This is a genomic window from Flavobacterium sp. LB2P53, assembly GCF_003970305.1.
Classification (GTDB): domain Bacteria; phylum Bacteroidota; class Bacteroidia; order Flavobacteriales; family Flavobacteriaceae; genus Flavobacterium.
In genome coordinates this window covers 309761-326763 of record NZ_RYDG01000003.1, presented here as the reverse complement: position 1 = coordinate 326763, position 17003 = coordinate 309761, and the positions used below count along the sequence as shown (strand labels likewise).

Sequence of the window (17003 nt, the reverse complement as noted above, 5' to 3'; positions counted from 1 at the left end):
CTATTGAAGAATTTAACAATCAAATTAATTACAAAAATGTAGCTTAACTTAATGTGCAGTTTTTATTTGCATATCCACAACCAGTATTATCGATTGACTTTAGACAAGAAAAAGAAAAAAGCCACTAGTTTGTTTCCATTAAATGAGGATGAAATTGCTGCTATTGATAGTAGTGAAATCCTTTTATTGGGATAGATTATACAAATTGTTCACAAAATAATGGAGTTTTTTAAGTTTAAAGAAAATTACTTTTAAGAGTTTGAATCCTTATAATGCAATTGGTGCTGCAAGGCAACTATCCGGAATGTCAAATGCTTTTACTAATGAGACAGCATCCGGCCTTATTTCCCAGCAAAGCTGATTGACCATCTTGCGTATGGCTTTTGTTTTTATCCCCTCCATGTAGCCATCTTCAAGATACCAGCCTTTATTTTTCTCCATTTGTGAAAGCGCATACAACTGGCATAATTTTGTCACTATTTCCTTGTTTTTCTGATCTTCAATAGCTTGTACGGCTTTTTGAAACTGCTCCAGAACAATTCGCTCCAGATATGCCTGAGCCACATCAATCATGTGGTGCTGCACCACATTAAAGGCATCATAAGGTTCAAGTCCGCCATCAATCAGTTTTTTTAATCGTTTTGCTGCCGATGCCAATATCGTTTTTTCCCTATATTGAAAGGCATCCAGATGAAAGGCATCCTCTAATAAATGATCCTCATCTGTTTTTCGGGTTATAATAGGATTTTTTTTAGCAATAGCAGTTTTAGCAGTCTCAAAAACGTAATTTATTATACCCATAGCATCCATTTCTCCAAATGTCTTGCGGAATTCCGACAACCTGTTTTTAGCAACTAATTGCATTAATACCGTATTATCCCCTTCAAAGGTTGTGTAGATTTCGGTATCATTTTTCAAGGCATCGATCCTGTTTTCTGATAGGTATCCTTTGCCACCGCAGGCTTCACGGCATTCCTGCAAAACAGCAGTAGTACTCCAGGTTGAATACGCTTTCATTCCGGCAGCCAAGGCTTCAATTTCTGGCATTTCAGTTTCTGTTCGTTCTAGGTATCTATTTGTCACGTATTGCAACGCAAAATGAATGGCATACGTTTTTGCCAGCAAAGGCAGTAGCCTGCGTTGGTGTATTCTGTAATTTAAGATTGGAACTTCTGAACCGCCTTCGGGTCCAAATTGCCTGCGTGAGTCGCTATACTGTATTGCTATTGTTAATCCGGATTTGGCTGCCGCCAAAGCAGATCTCGGAATCCCAATTCGGCCGCCAACTAAAGTGCCTAACATCGTAAAAAAACGGCGATTGTCACTTGGAATTGGACTTTCAAATTTTCCTTCATCATTTACCGAAGCAAATCGATCCAACATGTTTTCTTTTGGAATAACGACATTTTCAAAACGAATGGTACCGTTATCAACGCCATTAAGTCCCATTTTATGTCCGCAATCACTAATAGTAATGCCTTTCAGGATTGTACTATTAGTATCCCGTATTGGAACAATAAAGGCATTTACGCCGTAATCCATTTCATCAATAATCAATTTAGCAAATACCGTAGCCATTTGGCCGTGTACTGCCGCATTGCCAATGTATTCTTTCTGCGCCTTTTCATGTGGTGTATGAATGATAAACGTTTGGTTGTCGTGGTTATAAGTAGCAGTTGTTTCTAATCCTTTTACATTTGAACCATGATTGGTTTCGGTCATGGCAAAACAGCCGGGCAACTGGAACGAACCAATATCTTTTAAGTATTTACTGTAATGTTTTTCGGTACCTAGTGATTGTATGCTCATTCCCCAAAGCCCGAATTGCACTCCAAATTTAATAACCAGACTTAAATCATGGTAGCTTAATGTTTCCATTATAGCAAAATAATCGGCACTATTTTCACCGCCGCCGTATTTTTTAGGATACGCCATATTTCCCAGATTTTCTTTTGCAAGAATTGTGCACCAATCGTATACTTTTTCACGATAAACCGCTATATCAGTCGAAGTTTCATAGGCAAAATCTGGTCGACTGATGACCGTTTTTACTTTTTTAATAATAGCAGCCTGTTTGCCATCCAGAATCTGAGTTAGTTTTTCTATGTCGAATGTGTTGCTCGTATGATAATTTGAAGTAACGGTTTTTGCCGTTTTTTTTAAATTTGAAACGGCTTCTTCACCTAAAATTCCCAAATCGTTTTCCAGTTTCATAAAATCAGTCGCAAGATCTTTGATAACAGAATTTTTTTCTGCAAGTACCATTGAAACATCAAATATAGATTTCAGCAGAGGATTCTGATCAATAGCAGTATCTATTTCAAATTTCCACTCCGCAAGTTCTATTCTTGAAGGAGGTGCTGAAACCGTTACTTTTGAAAGTAGATATTCCTGCTCTTTTCTGGAAATCCATTGTTGTGAACGTATGAACTCTTGCAAAGTAACAAACTCTTTTTGAGTTAAAAGATCGTCTGACCAAGCAAGGTAAAATAAAGGAATAAAGGCTTTGAGTTTTGAATTTTCCATAGCACACTTTAATTAAAATAATATTTTCAGTTGGGTTAAGATAGAAAAAATTAATGAATAAAATGACGTAACAACGGGATACTTCTGTATTTAGAGCGGAAAATAACTCTCAAAAAGTATCAAAAAAATTAGAAAATACTGCAATTGGTTTTTCTTTAAGATTCATTAATTTTTATCAAATGAGAAGTATTAGTACTAAAAAAAGATTTTAATTAATTCAAGGTCAAAGCTCCTAAAATTTCTTCTGATAAAAAAGGACCTCCGGGATATCTGGCCGTATAATCTAAATTCATCCAGATATGGCCGCGTTCATCAACATGATAAAAGAGTTTTTTTTCTTTGCTTTCATTTACAAAAAGAATATTTTTAATTAAAAAATTTACTTTTTCTAAATCAGTAACCGAACCAATCAGTATTTCGGGATAAATGTGCCCTTTGGTATGAATCAATCGCGGTGTACCGCCAATAGCTTTGATACTGGCTGCCATTAATATCGAATGGTCATCGCAATCACCCGAAAAATAAAGTAAGGACTCCGTGGCTGTTGCTATATAATCCCCGCCTTTTGGATCGCTGACGTAGTTCCACCGATTGTTAATTTCTTTAAAAACTGCAAAACACTGGATAATAGTCCTGTAATCTGAATACCCTTTTATATCTTTAAAATGTTTTGACGTTGCCATAATTGCAAAATTTCTAATTTTAGGATTTTGATATTCTATCGCATTAATAATCTTAGATTTACTAGGGAAAGGAAGTAGCTTAGCAATGATAATATCTTGCGGATATGGATTGTCTGACATGGTATACATGATAGAATTGTAATCTTCAAAAACGCTGTTAAACCCATAATTCCCTATAGTAGAACCATAAATTAAAATTAAAAAATAAAGGATAATACAAAAAAGAATAATCGTTCTCATGAACCGCAAGAGCACTTGAATAACGACTATCATTACTATAAACAGAACGACTCTATCAATATTAAGAGGCCAATTTGGGTTGATTAAATTCTGATGTAAGATGATAAAAACCGGAATGGCAATCAATATGTTCAGGACAAAAATAATAACGTCATCCCAAGGTTTTGCAACCTGAAATTTTTGTTTAATTCCTTGAAAATTGATTTTTTTTATTTTTATCATGGTAGCATAAAAACAATAATCTAGACTGCTTTTACAATGTCTTCAAAAGTACCTTTTTTCTCGATAATTTTAAGTTGAAAAAGCTGATTTTGAATTTTGTTTAACATTTCAACAGTTAATGGTTTTTGTGACCACTGTGTTAACGACAGCCATTCTTGAATATCTTCTATTTTTTGATGGTAATTTGAAGCCAACGTTTTGTCAATACTTGGAATATCTTTGAAATCTTCTGTAGTTTGATTAATGATTGCCAGAATTTTTGAAATAAGGACTGGATTATTTTCCAAAAATTCTTCTCGAACCGCAATTACAAAACAAGGCCAAGGTGTTGGGCAATCCGAAATTCTACGAAAAATACCTTTGTCAACTAATGGTTTGGTCATGAAACGTTCCCATATAAAATAATCTGCAGTTCCGTTTGTCAAGGCTTCAACGGCTCCATCGATAGTATTTACAATTTCAAACTGAAGAGTATCTGTTTTCCATCCTGAATGCAGTCGGGACTGATTATCGGCATTGACATACGCCATTAATTGGGAACCGGAACCCAATCTGGATATGGCAACTTTGGTGTTTTCTAAGTCTGCTACTGTCTTATAATTGGAGTTTGCAGCTACGTGAATTCCCCAAATTAATGGACTTTCCACATACAGCTGCACTATTTTACTTGGGTTTCCGGCAAGGATATCTTTTACAATTCCTTCGGTTAGGATTATGGCGATATCCGTTTCGTCGTCACGGAGCATTTGACACATTTTTCCGGTTCCTTCGGGAACATCAGTCCATTGTAAATCGATATTTTCTTTTTCGAAATCTCCGCTTTCTATGGCTAAATGCCAAGGAAGATTAAAATGTTCCGGAACTCCGGCTATTTTTATTGTGTTCATTATAGGTTAGGATTTTTTAATTCGTACCAATTCCAAGAAACGCCATCTTCCAGATATTGTTCCGTCATTTTTAGTCCAATTTTTTTTAATATTCTGTTTGAGGCAATATTATCCGTGTGTGCTGCTGCTTCCATAATTTTTATTTTCATTACATTAAAACCATAATCCAGCCAGGCAAAACTGGCTTCGCTGGCGTATCCTTTGCCCCAGAATTTTTCATTTAACCGATAACCAATATCATAGAAATGAACTTTGTTATTTACCATTTCAGTGTTGTATTTTAATCCGGCCCAACCCATTAATTTATTGGTTTCTTTCAAAACAACCACAAATCGCCCAATATTATTTCGAAAGTATTGTGCTCTAACAAGTTCTATATAGGAATGTACTTCGCTAATATCCGTCAATGGTTTGTTCCAAAGATATTGATGTACCTTAGGATTGCTGTCCATTTCAAATAATGCGTCGGCATCTGAAAATAGCATTTCTCTTAAAATTAATCGGTCGGTTTCTAAAATAAGATTCATGTTTTATTAGAAATTTCATGGTTAACGATTTAGCCTGATAGCTGTGGTATTATGTTATTGCGAGGAACGAAGCAATCACACATTAATATCTTTAAAATTATTCAATTTTGCATACCGAATCATATTGGTGAAAGCCTCCTGATCCAGTTTGGGTATTTCCAGAATGGAGTTCAACAAAGTGGTATCGTATTCGTTGGCAGCTGTAGTAAAATAAGGGTTTAAATGTTTGCCAATGCTTTCATAATACAGTTTTTCGATGGTGTTTTTATATGCAAAATCCAGTGAATTTTGTATCAAAGTAAAATTAGTGTACCCCACTTCCTTCATGATTAACTGTAATCCATCTGCCATATTGAAACTTTTATGATGTACAATATTAAGCTGTTCAATATCGTCTCTTTGAAACGTATTTACAATCACTTTTGCCACATAATCCACCGGAATAATGTTCAAAACGGTGTCTTCGTTAACGATAAAACGCACATTTTCTTGATCTCCTTTTCGCTGTGAAGTAAAGTGAAAAAATTTTGCCAAAAGATAAAAAACCATATATTTTGAAATAAAATACGGATTTTCAGTTCCTAACATTTTGCCTCCAATCACACTTGGACGCAGAATTTGAAAAGGCAAACCAATTTTTTTACATTCTTGTGCTATAAAATTTTCCGAATGGAATTTAGCATTTTCATAGGCATTGCGATGCTCGGGTTTGAATCCTAAACTATGAAAATCATTGTCAATTAATCCTTTTCGGTTTCCAGATGAAAAAGCAGTTCCGATGTAAATGAACTTTTTTATGAAAGGATGAAATAGATTGAAAAGGGATTTTGTGATTTTAGTATTCTCTTCAAAAATCTTTTCGCGTTGTTCTTCATCGGTAGATAAATTCACAAATCCAGCCGAATGAATGAAATACACATCTTTTATTTGGTTTGAAAAAGTGTCCTGAATGACAGCCAAATCAGTATCAATGATTTCAATGTATTCGTGCAGTTTTACTATCCCTTTGTCTTTTATGATTTGTGGTGTATAGCTGCTGGATAAAAGTTCGTTTATTCTATCTAAAGCGGAGTTTTTTCCTTTATTTCGGGCAATAATAAATAGTTTTCCATCAATTTTAGTGTTGATGAAAAGCTCCAGAATTTCATACATAATATGAGATCCCAAAACTCCTGTTGCACCTGTAAGTATTATTTTCATTATCATTTTGTTCTAAAAACAAATGTAGTTTTAAAAAAATTAAACAGCACTTTTTTAAAACTACAATTGGAGAAGATTTTGAAAATTAATTTCTCTATCCTAAAGCAATTTTTTCTAATGTATACGCAATCAATTCATCAACGGCTTTGTATGGATCTTTGCTAAATGTTCCCGAAGCACGATTGGCAATAATGGCGTTTAATGACAATGCATTGTGCCCTAAAAGTGCCGATAGTCCATAAATTGCTGCAGTTTCCATCTCCAAGTTCGTGATTTGGTTGTCACCGAATTTAAAATTATCCATTTTAGAATTCAGCGCTTCATCTTGAATATTTAAACGCAATACGCGGCCTTGAGGTCCGTAAAAACCTCCAGCAGTTGCTGTGATTCCTTTGTGCATTTTATTGCTTTCTATCATTTTTTCCAATTTTTCGGAACATGCGATTACGTATGGTTTTCCTTTTCGTAAATCCCAATTGGTGTGTTTTACAAAAGCATCTTCCATTTCAAGATTCGAAACTTCGTCAATCAAATAGGAGCGGAGCATGTTATCCAATCCTAATCCGAATTTTGATAGTACAAAACTGTCCACAGGAATATCCGCTTGTAAAGAACCCGAAGTTCCAATTCGGATGATATTCAATGAAGTTAGCTTTTCTTTTGGCTGACGGGTTTCTAGATCAATATTGACCAAAGCATCCAGTTCGTTAATAACGATATCAATATTGTCAGGACCAATTCCTGTGGACATTACAGTAATTCGTTTGCCTTTGAAAATCCCGGTTTGGGTTTTGAATTCTCTTTTTTGTGTCGAAAATTCAATACTGTCAAAAAACTGTGTGATTTTCTCCACGCGATTTTGATCTCCTACAAAGAGGATATCGTGTGCAATATGTTCTGGTTTTAAATTCAAATGGTAAACGCTACCGTCTGGATTTAATATTAATTCGGATGATTGTATCATTATTAAAGTATTTTTTCCTCTCCTTAGCCCTCTCCAAAAGAGAGGGAGCCGATTCCTGATTTAGATTGTATTCTTTTATTTCGTTTTGGTTCCTTCCCTTTGGGGAGGTTAGGTGGGGATTACCCTCCCACACGTTTTACTTTAAAGCCTTTTTCTTTTAAAATAATCATTATTTTATCGCGATAATCACCTTGAATAATGATAGAATCATCTTTAAAAGTACCGCCAACACTCAATTTAGTTTTAATTTCCTTAGCAAGAACTTTAAAATCGGCGTCGGTTCCTTCATAACCCTCAATTATAGTGGTTGCTTTTCCTTTTCGTTTTTCGAATTTGCAAATCATAGGCTCTTTTTGAACGTATAATTCGTGTGTCATTTCTTCAATCGGCTCTTCAGGCGATGGTTCGTGATCTGGAAAAAGGTTTTTTAATTGGTCTTGTAAGTCCATATTATATTTAAATTATTTTTTACCACATAGAATCATAGCCATATTTTATAGAATGAGGCGTTTTACTTTTTTACAGTAAAACATTGCTATGTAAATTCAAAAATGGTTTGTATTATTCTGTTCTATCTATGTTTCTATGTGGTTAAAATTATGCTGTTTTCTTTAAGTCTCCACCATTAAAAAAAAACAAAAGACATTAAGCATACACTTAATGTCTTTTGGTATCTGAAGTAAATTTAAGTTTATTTTTTAATAAGTCCCAAATCTACTAAACGTTCGTATAAATAGGCTCCCGAAGTAATGTCTTCGAATTTTTTTGGATGTTCTGCATCAATACAGTTTTCCAAACAATTCAATTTCATATCACTCACCGGATGCATAAAAAACGGAATAGAATACCGTGAAGTTCCCCATAACTCTCTTGGTGGGTTTACCACCTGATGAATGGTCGATTTCAATTTGTTATTCGTATGACGCGATAACATATCACCCACATTGATCACTAATTCATCCGGTTCTGCAATGGCATCAATCCATTCTCCGTTATGATTTTGCACTTGTAACCCTTTCCCTTGCGCACCCATCAACAAAGTAATCAAGTTGATATCACCGTGAGCAGCAGCACGAATAGCATTTTCTGGTTCAGACGTGATTGGTGGGTAGTGAATAGGTCGTAAGATTGAATTTCCATCTTTGGCATATTGGTCAAAATAAAATTCATCCAAACCAAGGTGAATTGCCAAAGCTCTTAAAACATAAACACCGGTTTTCTCCAGCATTTGATAGGCCTCCTTACCGGCTACATTAAAACGAGGCAGTTCTTTTACTTCGACATTTTCAGGATATTCAGAAGCGTATTTTGAACCTTCGGATACGTATTGTCCAAAGTGCCAAAACTCCTTCAAATCGCCTTCTTTTCTGCCTTTGGCATGCTCTGTTCCAAAAGAAATATACCCTCTTTGTCCGCCAATACCAGGAATTTCATACCCGTGTTTTGTTTCTAAAGGTAAAGCGAAAAAATTTCTGATTTCACCATACAATTCATCAACCAACTGGTCGTTTAAAAAATGCCCTTTGAGTGCTACGAAGCCAATATCTTCAAATGCACTTCCGATTTCATTTACAAATTTTTGTTTACGTTTCGGGTCGTCCGAAAGGAAATCACGCAAGTCAACACTAGGAATGTTTTGCATACTTTTAAATATTTTTTAATAACTTGAAGGTTAAAAACCTTGCAGATACAAATGTAAAGAATAATTTTATATCTGAATTTTAAAACGTACAAACAATGTAAAAAAATATAACAAAACAACATCAAACTGTTATATTTTTTTATCTTTGAACCATATAATAAAACGGGAAAAATGACCTTTGACAAAAAAAATCTTACTGACGATCAATTATTAGATTTATATAAAAGAATACTGAAACCAAGACTGATAGAGGAAAAAATGCTGATTCTTATCCGTCAGGGAAAAGTATCAAAATGGTTCTCAGGAATTGGTCAAGAGGCTATTTCTGTGGGAGTCACAGCAGTTTTAGATCAAGATGAGTACATTTTGCCAATGCATAGAAACCTAGGAGTTTTTACCGGAAGAAACATTCCGTTGTACCGTCTTTTTTCGCAATGGCAGGGCAAAGCCAACGGTTTTACTAAAGGGCGTGATCGTAGTTTTCACTTTGGAACCCAACAATACAAGATTATAGGAATGATTTCGCATTTAGGTCCGCAATTAGGTGTGGCTGACGGAATCGCTTTAGCCAATAAACTAAAGAAAAACGGAAAAGTTACTGCCGTTTTTACAGGCGAAGGAGCAACAAGTGAAGGCGATTTTCATGAAGCGTTGAATATAGCTTCGGTTTGGGAATTACCGGTTTTATTTGTGATAGAGAATAACGGGTATGGGCTTTCAACACCTACAAATGAACAATACCGTTGCGAAAACCTGGCCGATAAAGGAAAAGGCTACGGAATGGAAAGCCATATTGTTGATGGAAATAATATTCTGGAAGTCTATAATTTATTATCTGAATTAAAGGCTTCGATGAAAGAAAATCCACGTCCTGTTTTATTGGAATTTAAAACCTTCCGGATGCGTGGACATGAAGAGGCGAGTGGGACTAAATACGTTCCGCAGGAATTAATGGACCTGTGGGCGATTAAAGATCCAGTAGAAAATTATAGAAAATACTTGTCAGAAAATGGGATTCTTACCGCGGATTTTGACGCTGCTTTACATGCTGAAATAAAGAAGGATATTGATGAAAGTTTGGCTATTGCCAATGCCGAACCAGAAATTGAAGCTACTTTAAGTGAAGAACTAAATGATGTTTATAAAACGCATGTATTTGAACAAGTTAACCCTTCAGAAAAAAAAGAAAATATTCGTTTTGTAGATGCCATTTCTGCCAGTTTGAGACAATCGATGGAACGCCATGAGAACTCAGTAATTATGGGCCAAGACATTGCTGACTATGGTGGTGCTTTCAAAATCACAGATGGTTTTGTAGCGCAGTTTGGCAAAGAGCGTGTCATCAATACGCCAATTTGTGAAAGTGCAGTGGTTTCGGTAGGAATGGGATTATCTATAAATGGATACAAAGCGATTGTGGAAATGCAGTTTGCCGATTTTGTTTCGACAGGATTCAATCCAATTGTGAATTTATTAGCCAAATCACATTACCGATGGTTAGAAAAAGCAGATGTTGTAGTCCGAATGCCTTGCGGTGGCGGAACACAAGCTGGGCCTTTTCATTCGCAGACCAATGAGGCTTGGTTTACTAAAACACCGGGATTAAAAGTGGTTTACCCAGCATTTCCGTATGATGCGAAAGGATTGTTGAATACTTCCATAAACGACCCAAATCCAGTACTGTTTTTTGAACACAAGCAATTGTACAGAAGCGTTTATCAAGAGGTTCCTTCTGATTATTATACGATTCCACTAGGAAAAGCGGCTTTGTTGAAAGAAGGAGATCAGGTTACGATCATCTCGTTTGGTGCCGCAGTGCATTGGGCTTTGGATACTTTAGCAAAAAACCCTGAAATTTCAGCGGATTTATTGGATTTAAGAACATTACAACCTTTGGATACCGAAGCTATTTTTGCTTCGGTAAAGAAAACGGGAAAAGTAATTATTTATCAGGAAGACAGTATGTTTGGTGGAATTGCCAGTGATGTTTCGGCAATGATAATGGAAAATTGTTTCAAATACTTAGATGCTCCTGTAAAACGAGTGGCAAGTTTAGACACACCAATTCCGTTTACTAAAGCATTGGAAGATCAATATTTGCCGAAAGGCCGATTCGAAAATGACCTAAAAGAACTATTGACGTATTAATTTTTAAATTATAAGTAGTTTATTTTTAGCGTTTTAATTCTAAAAATAACCTAATATCCAATAGATAATTATGAAAATTAAAATTGTACCAAAACAGCCGCCGCCTAGTTTTTTGGCACCGTAACCTGCGAGAATTGTTTTAAAAAATCCGTTCATCCGTTTAAATTATTAAGGGCATAGTTCCACTTTATTTTATCGATTATTCAATTTTGCTTTTTCCTTAATGATATCGCTTATTTTTCGATTTTCGATTTTGCTCTCTAGCCAAGAAATAATATCCAAATAAAGGAAAGCTCTTTTTTCATAGGTGTTTTTCTCCAGTTCTATAAATCTTGTTCTCATTTTTACAAATTCTTTTTTGATATCTGTTGGATAAATGGAGTTTAAATTTTTCAAAAACTTAATAATTTCTTTTTGCACTTCATGCAAATCATTCATTTTGATTAGGAATTTATAGGTGTTTTTCAATTGATTTTCCAGATAATAATCTTTTCCTAATTCATAATGAGCTATCAAACAGAGTAATCTGGCAAAACACATTAAATCTTCTCGCATGGAAAGATTTTTATTGTTTATGATTTTCTCCAAATAAAAAATACAATCTGTATATTTTTCATTCCCAAAATATATAGAAGCAAATTTATAGTAAAACAGCATTTCGTGGTGTTCATCAAGATGATCCGTATGTATTTTCAACTTGCCTAGAACTTCAGGAATTAAGTATTCTCCTTCTGCAAAAGTACCTTCCAGTATATGATAATTCAATTTATTATTATATAAATACAGAAATGATAAAGATGCAATATTATCATTTACAGGAAAATGGGAATCTTTTATGGTATTTTCCAGCAGTAATAAATATTTTTTGAATTTTGATTTGTACTTCAGCATGTATAGAGACTCCAATAAATAATGATTGCCTTTCAGGAAAAACACCGGATTTAAATGAATCATACTTGGGTTGTCATAAAAAAGAGTCACCCACTTTAAAGCATATTTGTAACAGGATAAAAAATCCTGAACTAAAAAGCTTCGCCAAAGATTGGCATTGTAAAACCAATATTTCTCTCTGAAACCGAACTTTTTCTCGTCAAATCTTGAAATATGCTTGTTGAAATAATCATCTATATAGGTGTATTCTTCGTCGCTTTTTACATATCCGGTTTTAAGCATAATACCGTACAATTGCAAGGATAAATTAGATAATTTACTGGAAATGGTATTGCGATAATTCAGTTCTTTAGCCTGAATAACCAATTCATCTGCGCGTCCTTGAATACTTCGGGTTATGTATTGGGATTCAATGAGTTTCTCAAATTCTACAATTTCATAGGCCATGAGTTTTTCGTCATTTTCCAACGCTAAAATCTTTGTTTTATCCAAGATTTTTAAACTTTGTTTGTACAGCCCTTTATTGTACAAAATAGCAGCAAAATCAATTTGTTCTCTAAGCTGATATCGAATATTCTGACTGGGAATATTCAATCGGATGCTTACTAAAATTTGTTTATATAAATACGATTTCAGATTGGATAATTGTACTTTTTTGATAATCCCACTTTTCAAAATAAGCTTCTCCTCATAGACTTCTGATTTGTCTAAAACATTAAATAACTCGATGAATTTTGTATTGGAACTGGTTTCTAATCGGCTGGCAAAAATCTTAAATTGTCTTTTTTCAGATTTTGAAAGCGATTTAATTAATACGAACAAGAAATCTTTTTGATGGTTAGCCATTGTAGAATAGTGTAGCTTAATGTTTTGTAATTCAATTGTTTACTAAGTTTTTTATTGCTTTATAAACAGTATATTTCATTAAATTGAGTTTTATATTAACGTAATGAAAGATATTTTTGTTATCAAGTTGTGAAATTACATTAAATAAATGAAAATGAATAGAGAGAAAGTTCAAATTTTTGATACCACCTTGAGAGACGGCGAACAAGTTCCGGGATGTAAATTAGATACCAATCAAAAACTAGTCATAGCCAATCGACTGGACGAAATGGGTGTTGACGTCATCGAAGCGGGTTTTCCGGTATCTAGTCCAGGTGATTTTTTATCTGTTTCAGAAATAAGTAAAATCGTTAAGAATGCAGTTGTTTGTGGATTAACCAGAGCGATAAAAAATGATATAGATGTTGCGGCACAAGCCTTAAAACATGCAAAAAGACCAAGAATACATACCGGAATAGGAACTTCGGAATCACACATTGTACACAAGCTGAATACTACCAGAGAAGATATTATTGCCCGAGCAAAATTTGCCGTTTCCCATGCTAAATCGTATGTTGAAGATGTGGAGTTTTATGCGGAGGATGCTGGCAGAACGGACAACGAGTTCTTGGCTCGAGTCTGTGAAGCAGTCATTAAATCAGGTGCTACCGTGCTTAATATCCCAGATACAACTGGCTATTGCTTGCCGGAAGAATATGGCGCAAAGATTAAATATCTAAAAGAAAACGTCAAAGGAATTGATAACGTAATCCTGTCATGCCACTGTCATAATGATTTAGGAATGGCTACAGCAAATTCAATTGCAGGAGCGGTAAATGGAGCCAGACAAATTGAATGTACCATAAACGGAATAGGCGAAAGAGCCGGAAATACAGCACTGGAAGAAGTAGTGATGATTTTCAAACAACATCCGTATTTGAATTTAGATACCAATATCAATACCCGTCAGCTGAATGAAATGAGTCGATTAGTATCTGAAAGTATGGGAATGATGGTGCAACCCAATAAAGCAATTGTTGGAGCTAACGCTTTTGCACACAGCTCCGGAATTCATCAGGATGGGGTAATCAAAAACAGAGCGACTTATGAAATCATGGATCCGTTGGAAGTTGGTGTCAATGAATCATCAATTGTTCTTACCGCCAGAAGTGGCAGAGCAGCATTGGCCTACAGAGCCAAAAAAGTTGGATATGAACTTTCAAAAGTGCAATTAGATGTTGTCTATGTTGAATTTTTAAAGTTTGCCGATATCAAAAAAGAAGTCCTTGATGATGATATTCATCAAATAATTGAAGCTTGTAAAATGAGTAAGGAATTAATCCTCAACTAAAATATTTTGATTTCTATTACAATTTAAATCGCACTATTATGAATTTAAAAATAGCAGTACTTTCAGGAGACGGAATAGGTCCTGAGGTTACCTTACAAGCAAAAAAAGCGTTGTATGCAATTGGTGTGGTTTTCGATCATGAGTTTGTATTTGAAGACGCACTAATAGGTGCCGTTGCGATTGAAAAAACAGGAAATCCATTGCCGGAGCAAACATTGAATCTTTGTCTAAATACAGATGCTGTATTGTTTGGCGCTGTTGGCAATACAAAATACGACAACAATCATGATCCAAAATTACGCCCTGTAAACGGCTTATTGAAATTGAGACAAGCATTAGGATTATATGCCAATATAAGACCTGTTAAACCGTATAAGGATTTATTAGATTTATCCCCTTTGAAAAGAAAAATCATTGAGGGTACTGATTTTGTGATTTTCAGGGAGCTTTCCGGAGGATCTTATTTCAGTGAAAAAAAGACGAATGCACAAGGCACATTAGCCTCTGATTTATGTGAGTATTCCGATGAGGAAATTATTAGGGTTAGTCATTTAGCGTTTAGAACAGCTCAGAAAAGACAAAAAAAAGTGACTCTGGTAGACAAAGCTAGTATTCTTGAAACGTCACGATTATGGCGAAAAGTAGTCCAGGAAATCAGCGAAAATTACCCTGATGTAACTTTAGATTTCCTTTATGTTGATAATGCCGCGATGCAAATCATTATTAATCCAAAACAATTTGATGTCATTTTGACCGAAAATTTATTTGGCGATATTTTATCGGATGAAGCTAGTGTAATCACAGGAGCCATTGGATTATTGCCATCAGCATCTCTAGGGAATTCCAGTGCTCTTTTTAAACCGGTACACGGCACTTTTTCTCAGGCAAAAGGCAAAAACACGGCCAATCCAATTGCCTCAATATTATCTGCTGCTATGCTTTTAGAACATTTTGGACTTCAGTTAGAAGCTAAAAAAGTATATGAAGCGGTAGAAAAAGCAATTGAATTAAATGTCGTCACAGCAGATTTGAATCCCTATTCTAAATTTGGCACCAATGAAGTAGGTGATTTTATATCCAATTATATTTTGAGCAAAGATGAATTATTGTATTTCAATAACGACAATGTTTATATAGGACAATCGACTATTGTTTAGGCAACACTCGTTGATTTTCAATAATTTTAAACAGATAAAAACCGACACAAATAAACAGACAATGGAATTAAATAAATACAGCAAGACCATAACACAAGATGAAACACAACCTGCAGCACAAGCAATGTTGTACGGTATTGGTTTGACTGAAGAAGATTTAAAAAAAGCACAAGTTGGAATTGTTAGTATGGGATATGAGGGAAATCCCTGTAACATGCACCTGAATGGCTTGGCTAAAAAAATAAAAACAGGAGTCTGGAAAGAGGACTTAGTAGGGTTGATTTTTAATACTATTGGTGTAAGTGACGGTATTTCAAACGGTACTGATGGAATGCGTTTTTCTTTAGTTTCCAGAGATGTAATTGCAGATTCTATTGAAACCGTAATGGGAGCACAATGGTATGATGCACTAATCGCTATTCCAGGCTGTGATAAAAACATGCCCGGTTCCGTCATGGCTATGGGAAGAGTCAATCGTCCTTCTATCATGGTTTATGGAGGCTCAATTCATTCTGGAAAATGGAAAGGGGAATCGTTAAATATTGTGTCTGCCTTTGAAGCATTGGGAAAAAAATTCAACAATACAATCGCTCCGGAAGATTTCAAAGGAGTGATTCAAAACGCATGTCCCGGCGCAGGAGCCTGCGGAGGTATGTATACGGCCAATACGATGTCTTCGGCTATTGAAGCTTTAGGAATGAGCTTGCCCTACAGTTCTTCTAATCCGGCATTAAGTGACGAAAAACAACAAGAATGCATTGATGCTGGAAAAGCAATCAGAATTTTGTTAGAAAAAGATATAAAACCTCGAGATATCATGACACGTAAAGCATTTGAAAATGCGATTACCATGGTAGCTGTTTTAGGCGGTTCTACGAATGCAGTAATGCACTTAATCGCTATGGCACATGCTGTAGATATTGAAATTACACTTAAAGATTTTCAAGATATAAGTGACAAAACACCATTACTTGCCGATTTAAAACCGAGTGGAAAATACCTGATGGAAGATCTCCATGAAGCTGGAGGAGTTCCCGCAGTAATGAAATATTTATTAAAAGAAGGATTGTTACATGGAGACTGTTTGACAGTAACTGGAAAAACTTTAGCTGAAAATTTAGCTGCTGTTCCGGATTTGAACGACGGTCAGCAAGTAATACACGAAATCCAAAAAGCACTAAAAGCAACAGGAAACATTCAAATTTTGTATGGAAATCTTGCTGAGGAAGGCTGTGTGGCTAAAATTAGCGGAAATGAAGGGGAGTATTTTGAAGGAGATGCCATTGTTTATGAAAATGAACATGATGTAATAACTGGGGTTCGCGGGGGTGAAGTCAAACCAGGGAATGTAGTGGTCATCCGGTACTGTGGTCCAAAAGGTGGCCCCGGAATGCCTGAAATGCTTAAACCTACTTCAGCTATCATGGGTGCTGGTCTTGGAAAAAGCGTAGCCCTGATTACTGATGGCAGGTTTTCTGGTGGTTCACATGGATTTGTTGTGGGACATGTTACACCCGAAGCTTTTGAAGGAGGCGGTATAGCGCTCGTCAAAAATGGAGATATTATCACTATTGATGCAGTCAAAAATACAATCAATTTAAAAATATCGGATGCAGAGTTTGCACATAGGAAAGCAAATTGGATTCAACCTGAATTAAAAGTAAATAAGGGAGTTTTATTAAAATACATCAGAGCGGTCTCGAGCGCTTCGACAGGATGTGTAACTGATAAATAACTTCA

14 protein-coding genes are annotated in these 17003 nt (G+C 35.3%); 5 read left to right on the top strand and 9 right to left on the bottom strand.

From position 1 onward, the window contains the following. Window positions 1-51 precede the first annotated feature (51 nt). Window positions 52-195 (top strand): hypothetical protein, encoded by a 144-nt coding sequence (locus EKL95_RS14905; RefSeq protein WP_158614846.1) that lies wholly within the window; start codon window positions 52-54, stop codon window positions 193-195. A gap of 72 nt (window positions 196-267) precedes the next feature. Here the strand turns inward: EKL95_RS14905 and EKL95_RS06185 are convergent, their stop codons facing one another. The 8 genes from EKL95_RS06185 to EKL95_RS06150 form a co-directional block, all read right to left on the bottom strand. After that, on the bottom strand, window positions 268-2526 hold the full coding sequence (locus EKL95_RS06185; RefSeq protein ID WP_126563780.1) for an acyl-CoA dehydrogenase: 2259 nt from the start codon (window positions 2524-2526) through the stop codon (window positions 268-270). A 212-nt stretch (window positions 2527-2738) separates the two neighbouring features. Next, complete coding sequence (locus tag EKL95_RS06180) at window positions 2739-3671, bottom strand: transglutaminase (RefSeq protein WP_126563779.1); 933 nt, start codon at window positions 3669-3671, stop codon at window positions 2739-2741. A gap of 20 nt (window positions 3672-3691) precedes the next feature. Further along, window positions 3692-4558: a substrate-binding domain-containing protein gene (locus EKL95_RS06175; RefSeq protein WP_126563778.1), complete on the bottom strand. Its 867-nt coding sequence runs from the start codon at window positions 4556-4558 to the stop codon at window positions 3692-3694. Then, a complete protein-coding gene (locus tag EKL95_RS06170; RefSeq protein ID WP_126563777.1) occupies window positions 4558-5085 on the bottom strand; it encodes a GNAT family N-acetyltransferase in 528 nt (175 codons plus the stop codon). Before EKL95_RS06170 ends, EKL95_RS06175 begins: the two co-directional genes overlap by 1 nt. A 75-nt stretch (window positions 5086-5160) precedes the next feature. After that, window positions 5161-6285, bottom strand: a complete 1125-nt coding sequence (locus EKL95_RS06165; RefSeq protein WP_126563776.1) for an SDR family oxidoreductase — start codon at window positions 6283-6285, stop codon at window positions 5161-5163. 94 nt (window positions 6286-6379) lie between these two features. Then, window positions 6380-7249, bottom strand: a complete 870-nt coding sequence (locus EKL95_RS06160) for a nucleoside phosphorylase (RefSeq protein WP_126553227.1) — start codon at window positions 7247-7249, stop codon at window positions 6380-6382. Window positions 7250-7368: 119 nt separating this feature from the next. Then, the gene (locus EKL95_RS06155) at window positions 7369-7698 is read right to left on the bottom strand and encodes a translation initiation factor (protein ID WP_126459745.1); all 330 of its coding nucleotides are present in this window, start codon (window positions 7696-7698) and stop codon (window positions 7369-7371) included. A gap of 242 nt (window positions 7699-7940) precedes the next feature. Further along, window positions 7941-8891, bottom strand: a complete 951-nt coding sequence (locus EKL95_RS06150; RefSeq protein ID WP_126459743.1) for an isopenicillin N synthase family dioxygenase — start codon at window positions 8889-8891, stop codon at window positions 7941-7943. Between the two features lie 171 nt (window positions 8892-9062). Here EKL95_RS06150 and EKL95_RS06145 point away from each other — a divergent pair, with 171 nt between their 5' ends. Then, window positions 9063-11039, top strand: a complete 1977-nt coding sequence (locus EKL95_RS06145; RefSeq protein ID WP_126563775.1) for a thiamine pyrophosphate-dependent enzyme — start codon at window positions 9063-9065, stop codon at window positions 11037-11039. A 192-nt stretch (window positions 11040-11231) separates the two neighbouring features. On the opposite strand, the gene EKL95_RS06140 is transcribed toward EKL95_RS06145, so the two are convergent. Beyond that, the gene (locus EKL95_RS06140; protein WP_126451594.1) at window positions 11232-12776 is read right to left on the bottom strand and encodes a hypothetical protein; all 1545 of its coding nucleotides are present in this window, start codon (window positions 12774-12776) and stop codon (window positions 11232-11234) included. Window positions 12777-12930: 154 nt separating this feature from the next. On the opposite strand from EKL95_RS06140, the gene EKL95_RS06135 reads away from it, so the two are divergent. The 3 genes from EKL95_RS06135 (at window position 12931) to ilvD (ending at window position 16998) form a co-directional block, all read left to right on the top strand. Next, the gene (locus tag EKL95_RS06135; protein ID WP_126563774.1) at window positions 12931-14106 is read left to right on the top strand and encodes a 2-isopropylmalate synthase; all 1176 of its coding nucleotides are present in this window, start codon (window positions 12931-12933) and stop codon (window positions 14104-14106) included. Between the two features lie 38 nt (window positions 14107-14144). Further along, window positions 14145-15263 carry a 3-isopropylmalate dehydrogenase gene (leuB, locus tag EKL95_RS06130; RefSeq protein ID WP_126451596.1) on the top strand — a complete coding sequence of 373 codons (1119 nt, stop codon included), beginning with the start codon at window positions 14145-14147 and terminating at the stop codon, window positions 15261-15263. A 61-nt stretch (window positions 15264-15324) separates the two neighbouring features. Beyond that, window positions 15325-16998, top strand: coding sequence for a dihydroxy-acid dehydratase (ilvD, locus tag EKL95_RS06125; RefSeq protein ID WP_126451597.1), 1674 nt, complete (start codon window positions 15325-15327; stop codon window positions 16996-16998). Window positions 16999-17003 lie beyond the last annotated feature (5 nt).

Bases quoted from the DNA above. Each gene is read 5' to 3' on its own strand.
- EKL95_RS06175 (WP_126563778.1), bottom strand. From the start codon at position 4,558: ATGAACACAATAAAAATAGCCGGAGTTCCGGAACATTTTAATCTTCCT.
- leuB (WP_126451596.1), top strand. From the start codon at position 14,145: ATGAATTTAAAAATAGCAGTACTTTCAGGAGACGGAATAGGTCCTGAG.
- EKL95_RS06185 (WP_126563780.1), bottom strand. From the start codon at position 2,526: ATGGAAAATTCAAAACTCAAAGCCTTTATTCCTTTATTTTACCTTGCT.
- EKL95_RS06180 (WP_126563779.1), bottom strand. From the start codon at position 3,671: ATGATAAAAATAAAAAAAATCAATTTTCAAGGAATTAAACAAAAATTT.
- ilvD (WP_126451597.1), top strand. From the start codon at position 15,325: ATGGAATTAAATAAATACAGCAAGACCATAACACAAGATGAAACACAA.
- EKL95_RS06135 (WP_126563774.1), top strand. From the start codon at position 12,931: ATGAATAGAGAGAAAGTTCAAATTTTTGATACCACCTTGAGAGACGGC.
- EKL95_RS06140 (WP_126451594.1), bottom strand. From the start codon at position 12,776: ATGGCTAACCATCAAAAAGATTTCTTGTTCGTATTAATTAAATCGCTT.
- EKL95_RS14905 (WP_158614846.1), top strand. From the start codon at position 52: ATGTGCAGTTTTTATTTGCATATCCACAACCAGTATTATCGATTGACT.
- EKL95_RS06145 (WP_126563775.1), top strand. From the start codon at position 9,063: ATGACCTTTGACAAAAAAAATCTTACTGACGATCAATTATTAGATTTA.
- EKL95_RS06165 (WP_126563776.1), bottom strand. From the start codon at position 6,285: ATGAAAATAATACTTACAGGTGCAACAGGAGTTTTGGGATCTCATATT.
- EKL95_RS06155 (WP_126459745.1), bottom strand. From the start codon at position 7,698: ATGGACTTACAAGACCAATTAAAAAACCTTTTTCCAGATCACGAACCA.
- EKL95_RS06170 (WP_126563777.1), bottom strand. From the start codon at position 5,085: ATGAATCTTATTTTAGAAACCGACCGATTAATTTTAAGAGAAATGCTA.
- EKL95_RS06150 (WP_126459743.1), bottom strand. From the start codon at position 8,891: ATGCAAAACATTCCTAGTGTTGACTTGCGTGATTTCCTTTCGGACGAC.
- EKL95_RS06160 (WP_126553227.1), bottom strand. From the start codon at position 7,249: ATGATACAATCATCCGAATTAATATTAAATCCAGACGGTAGCGTTTAC.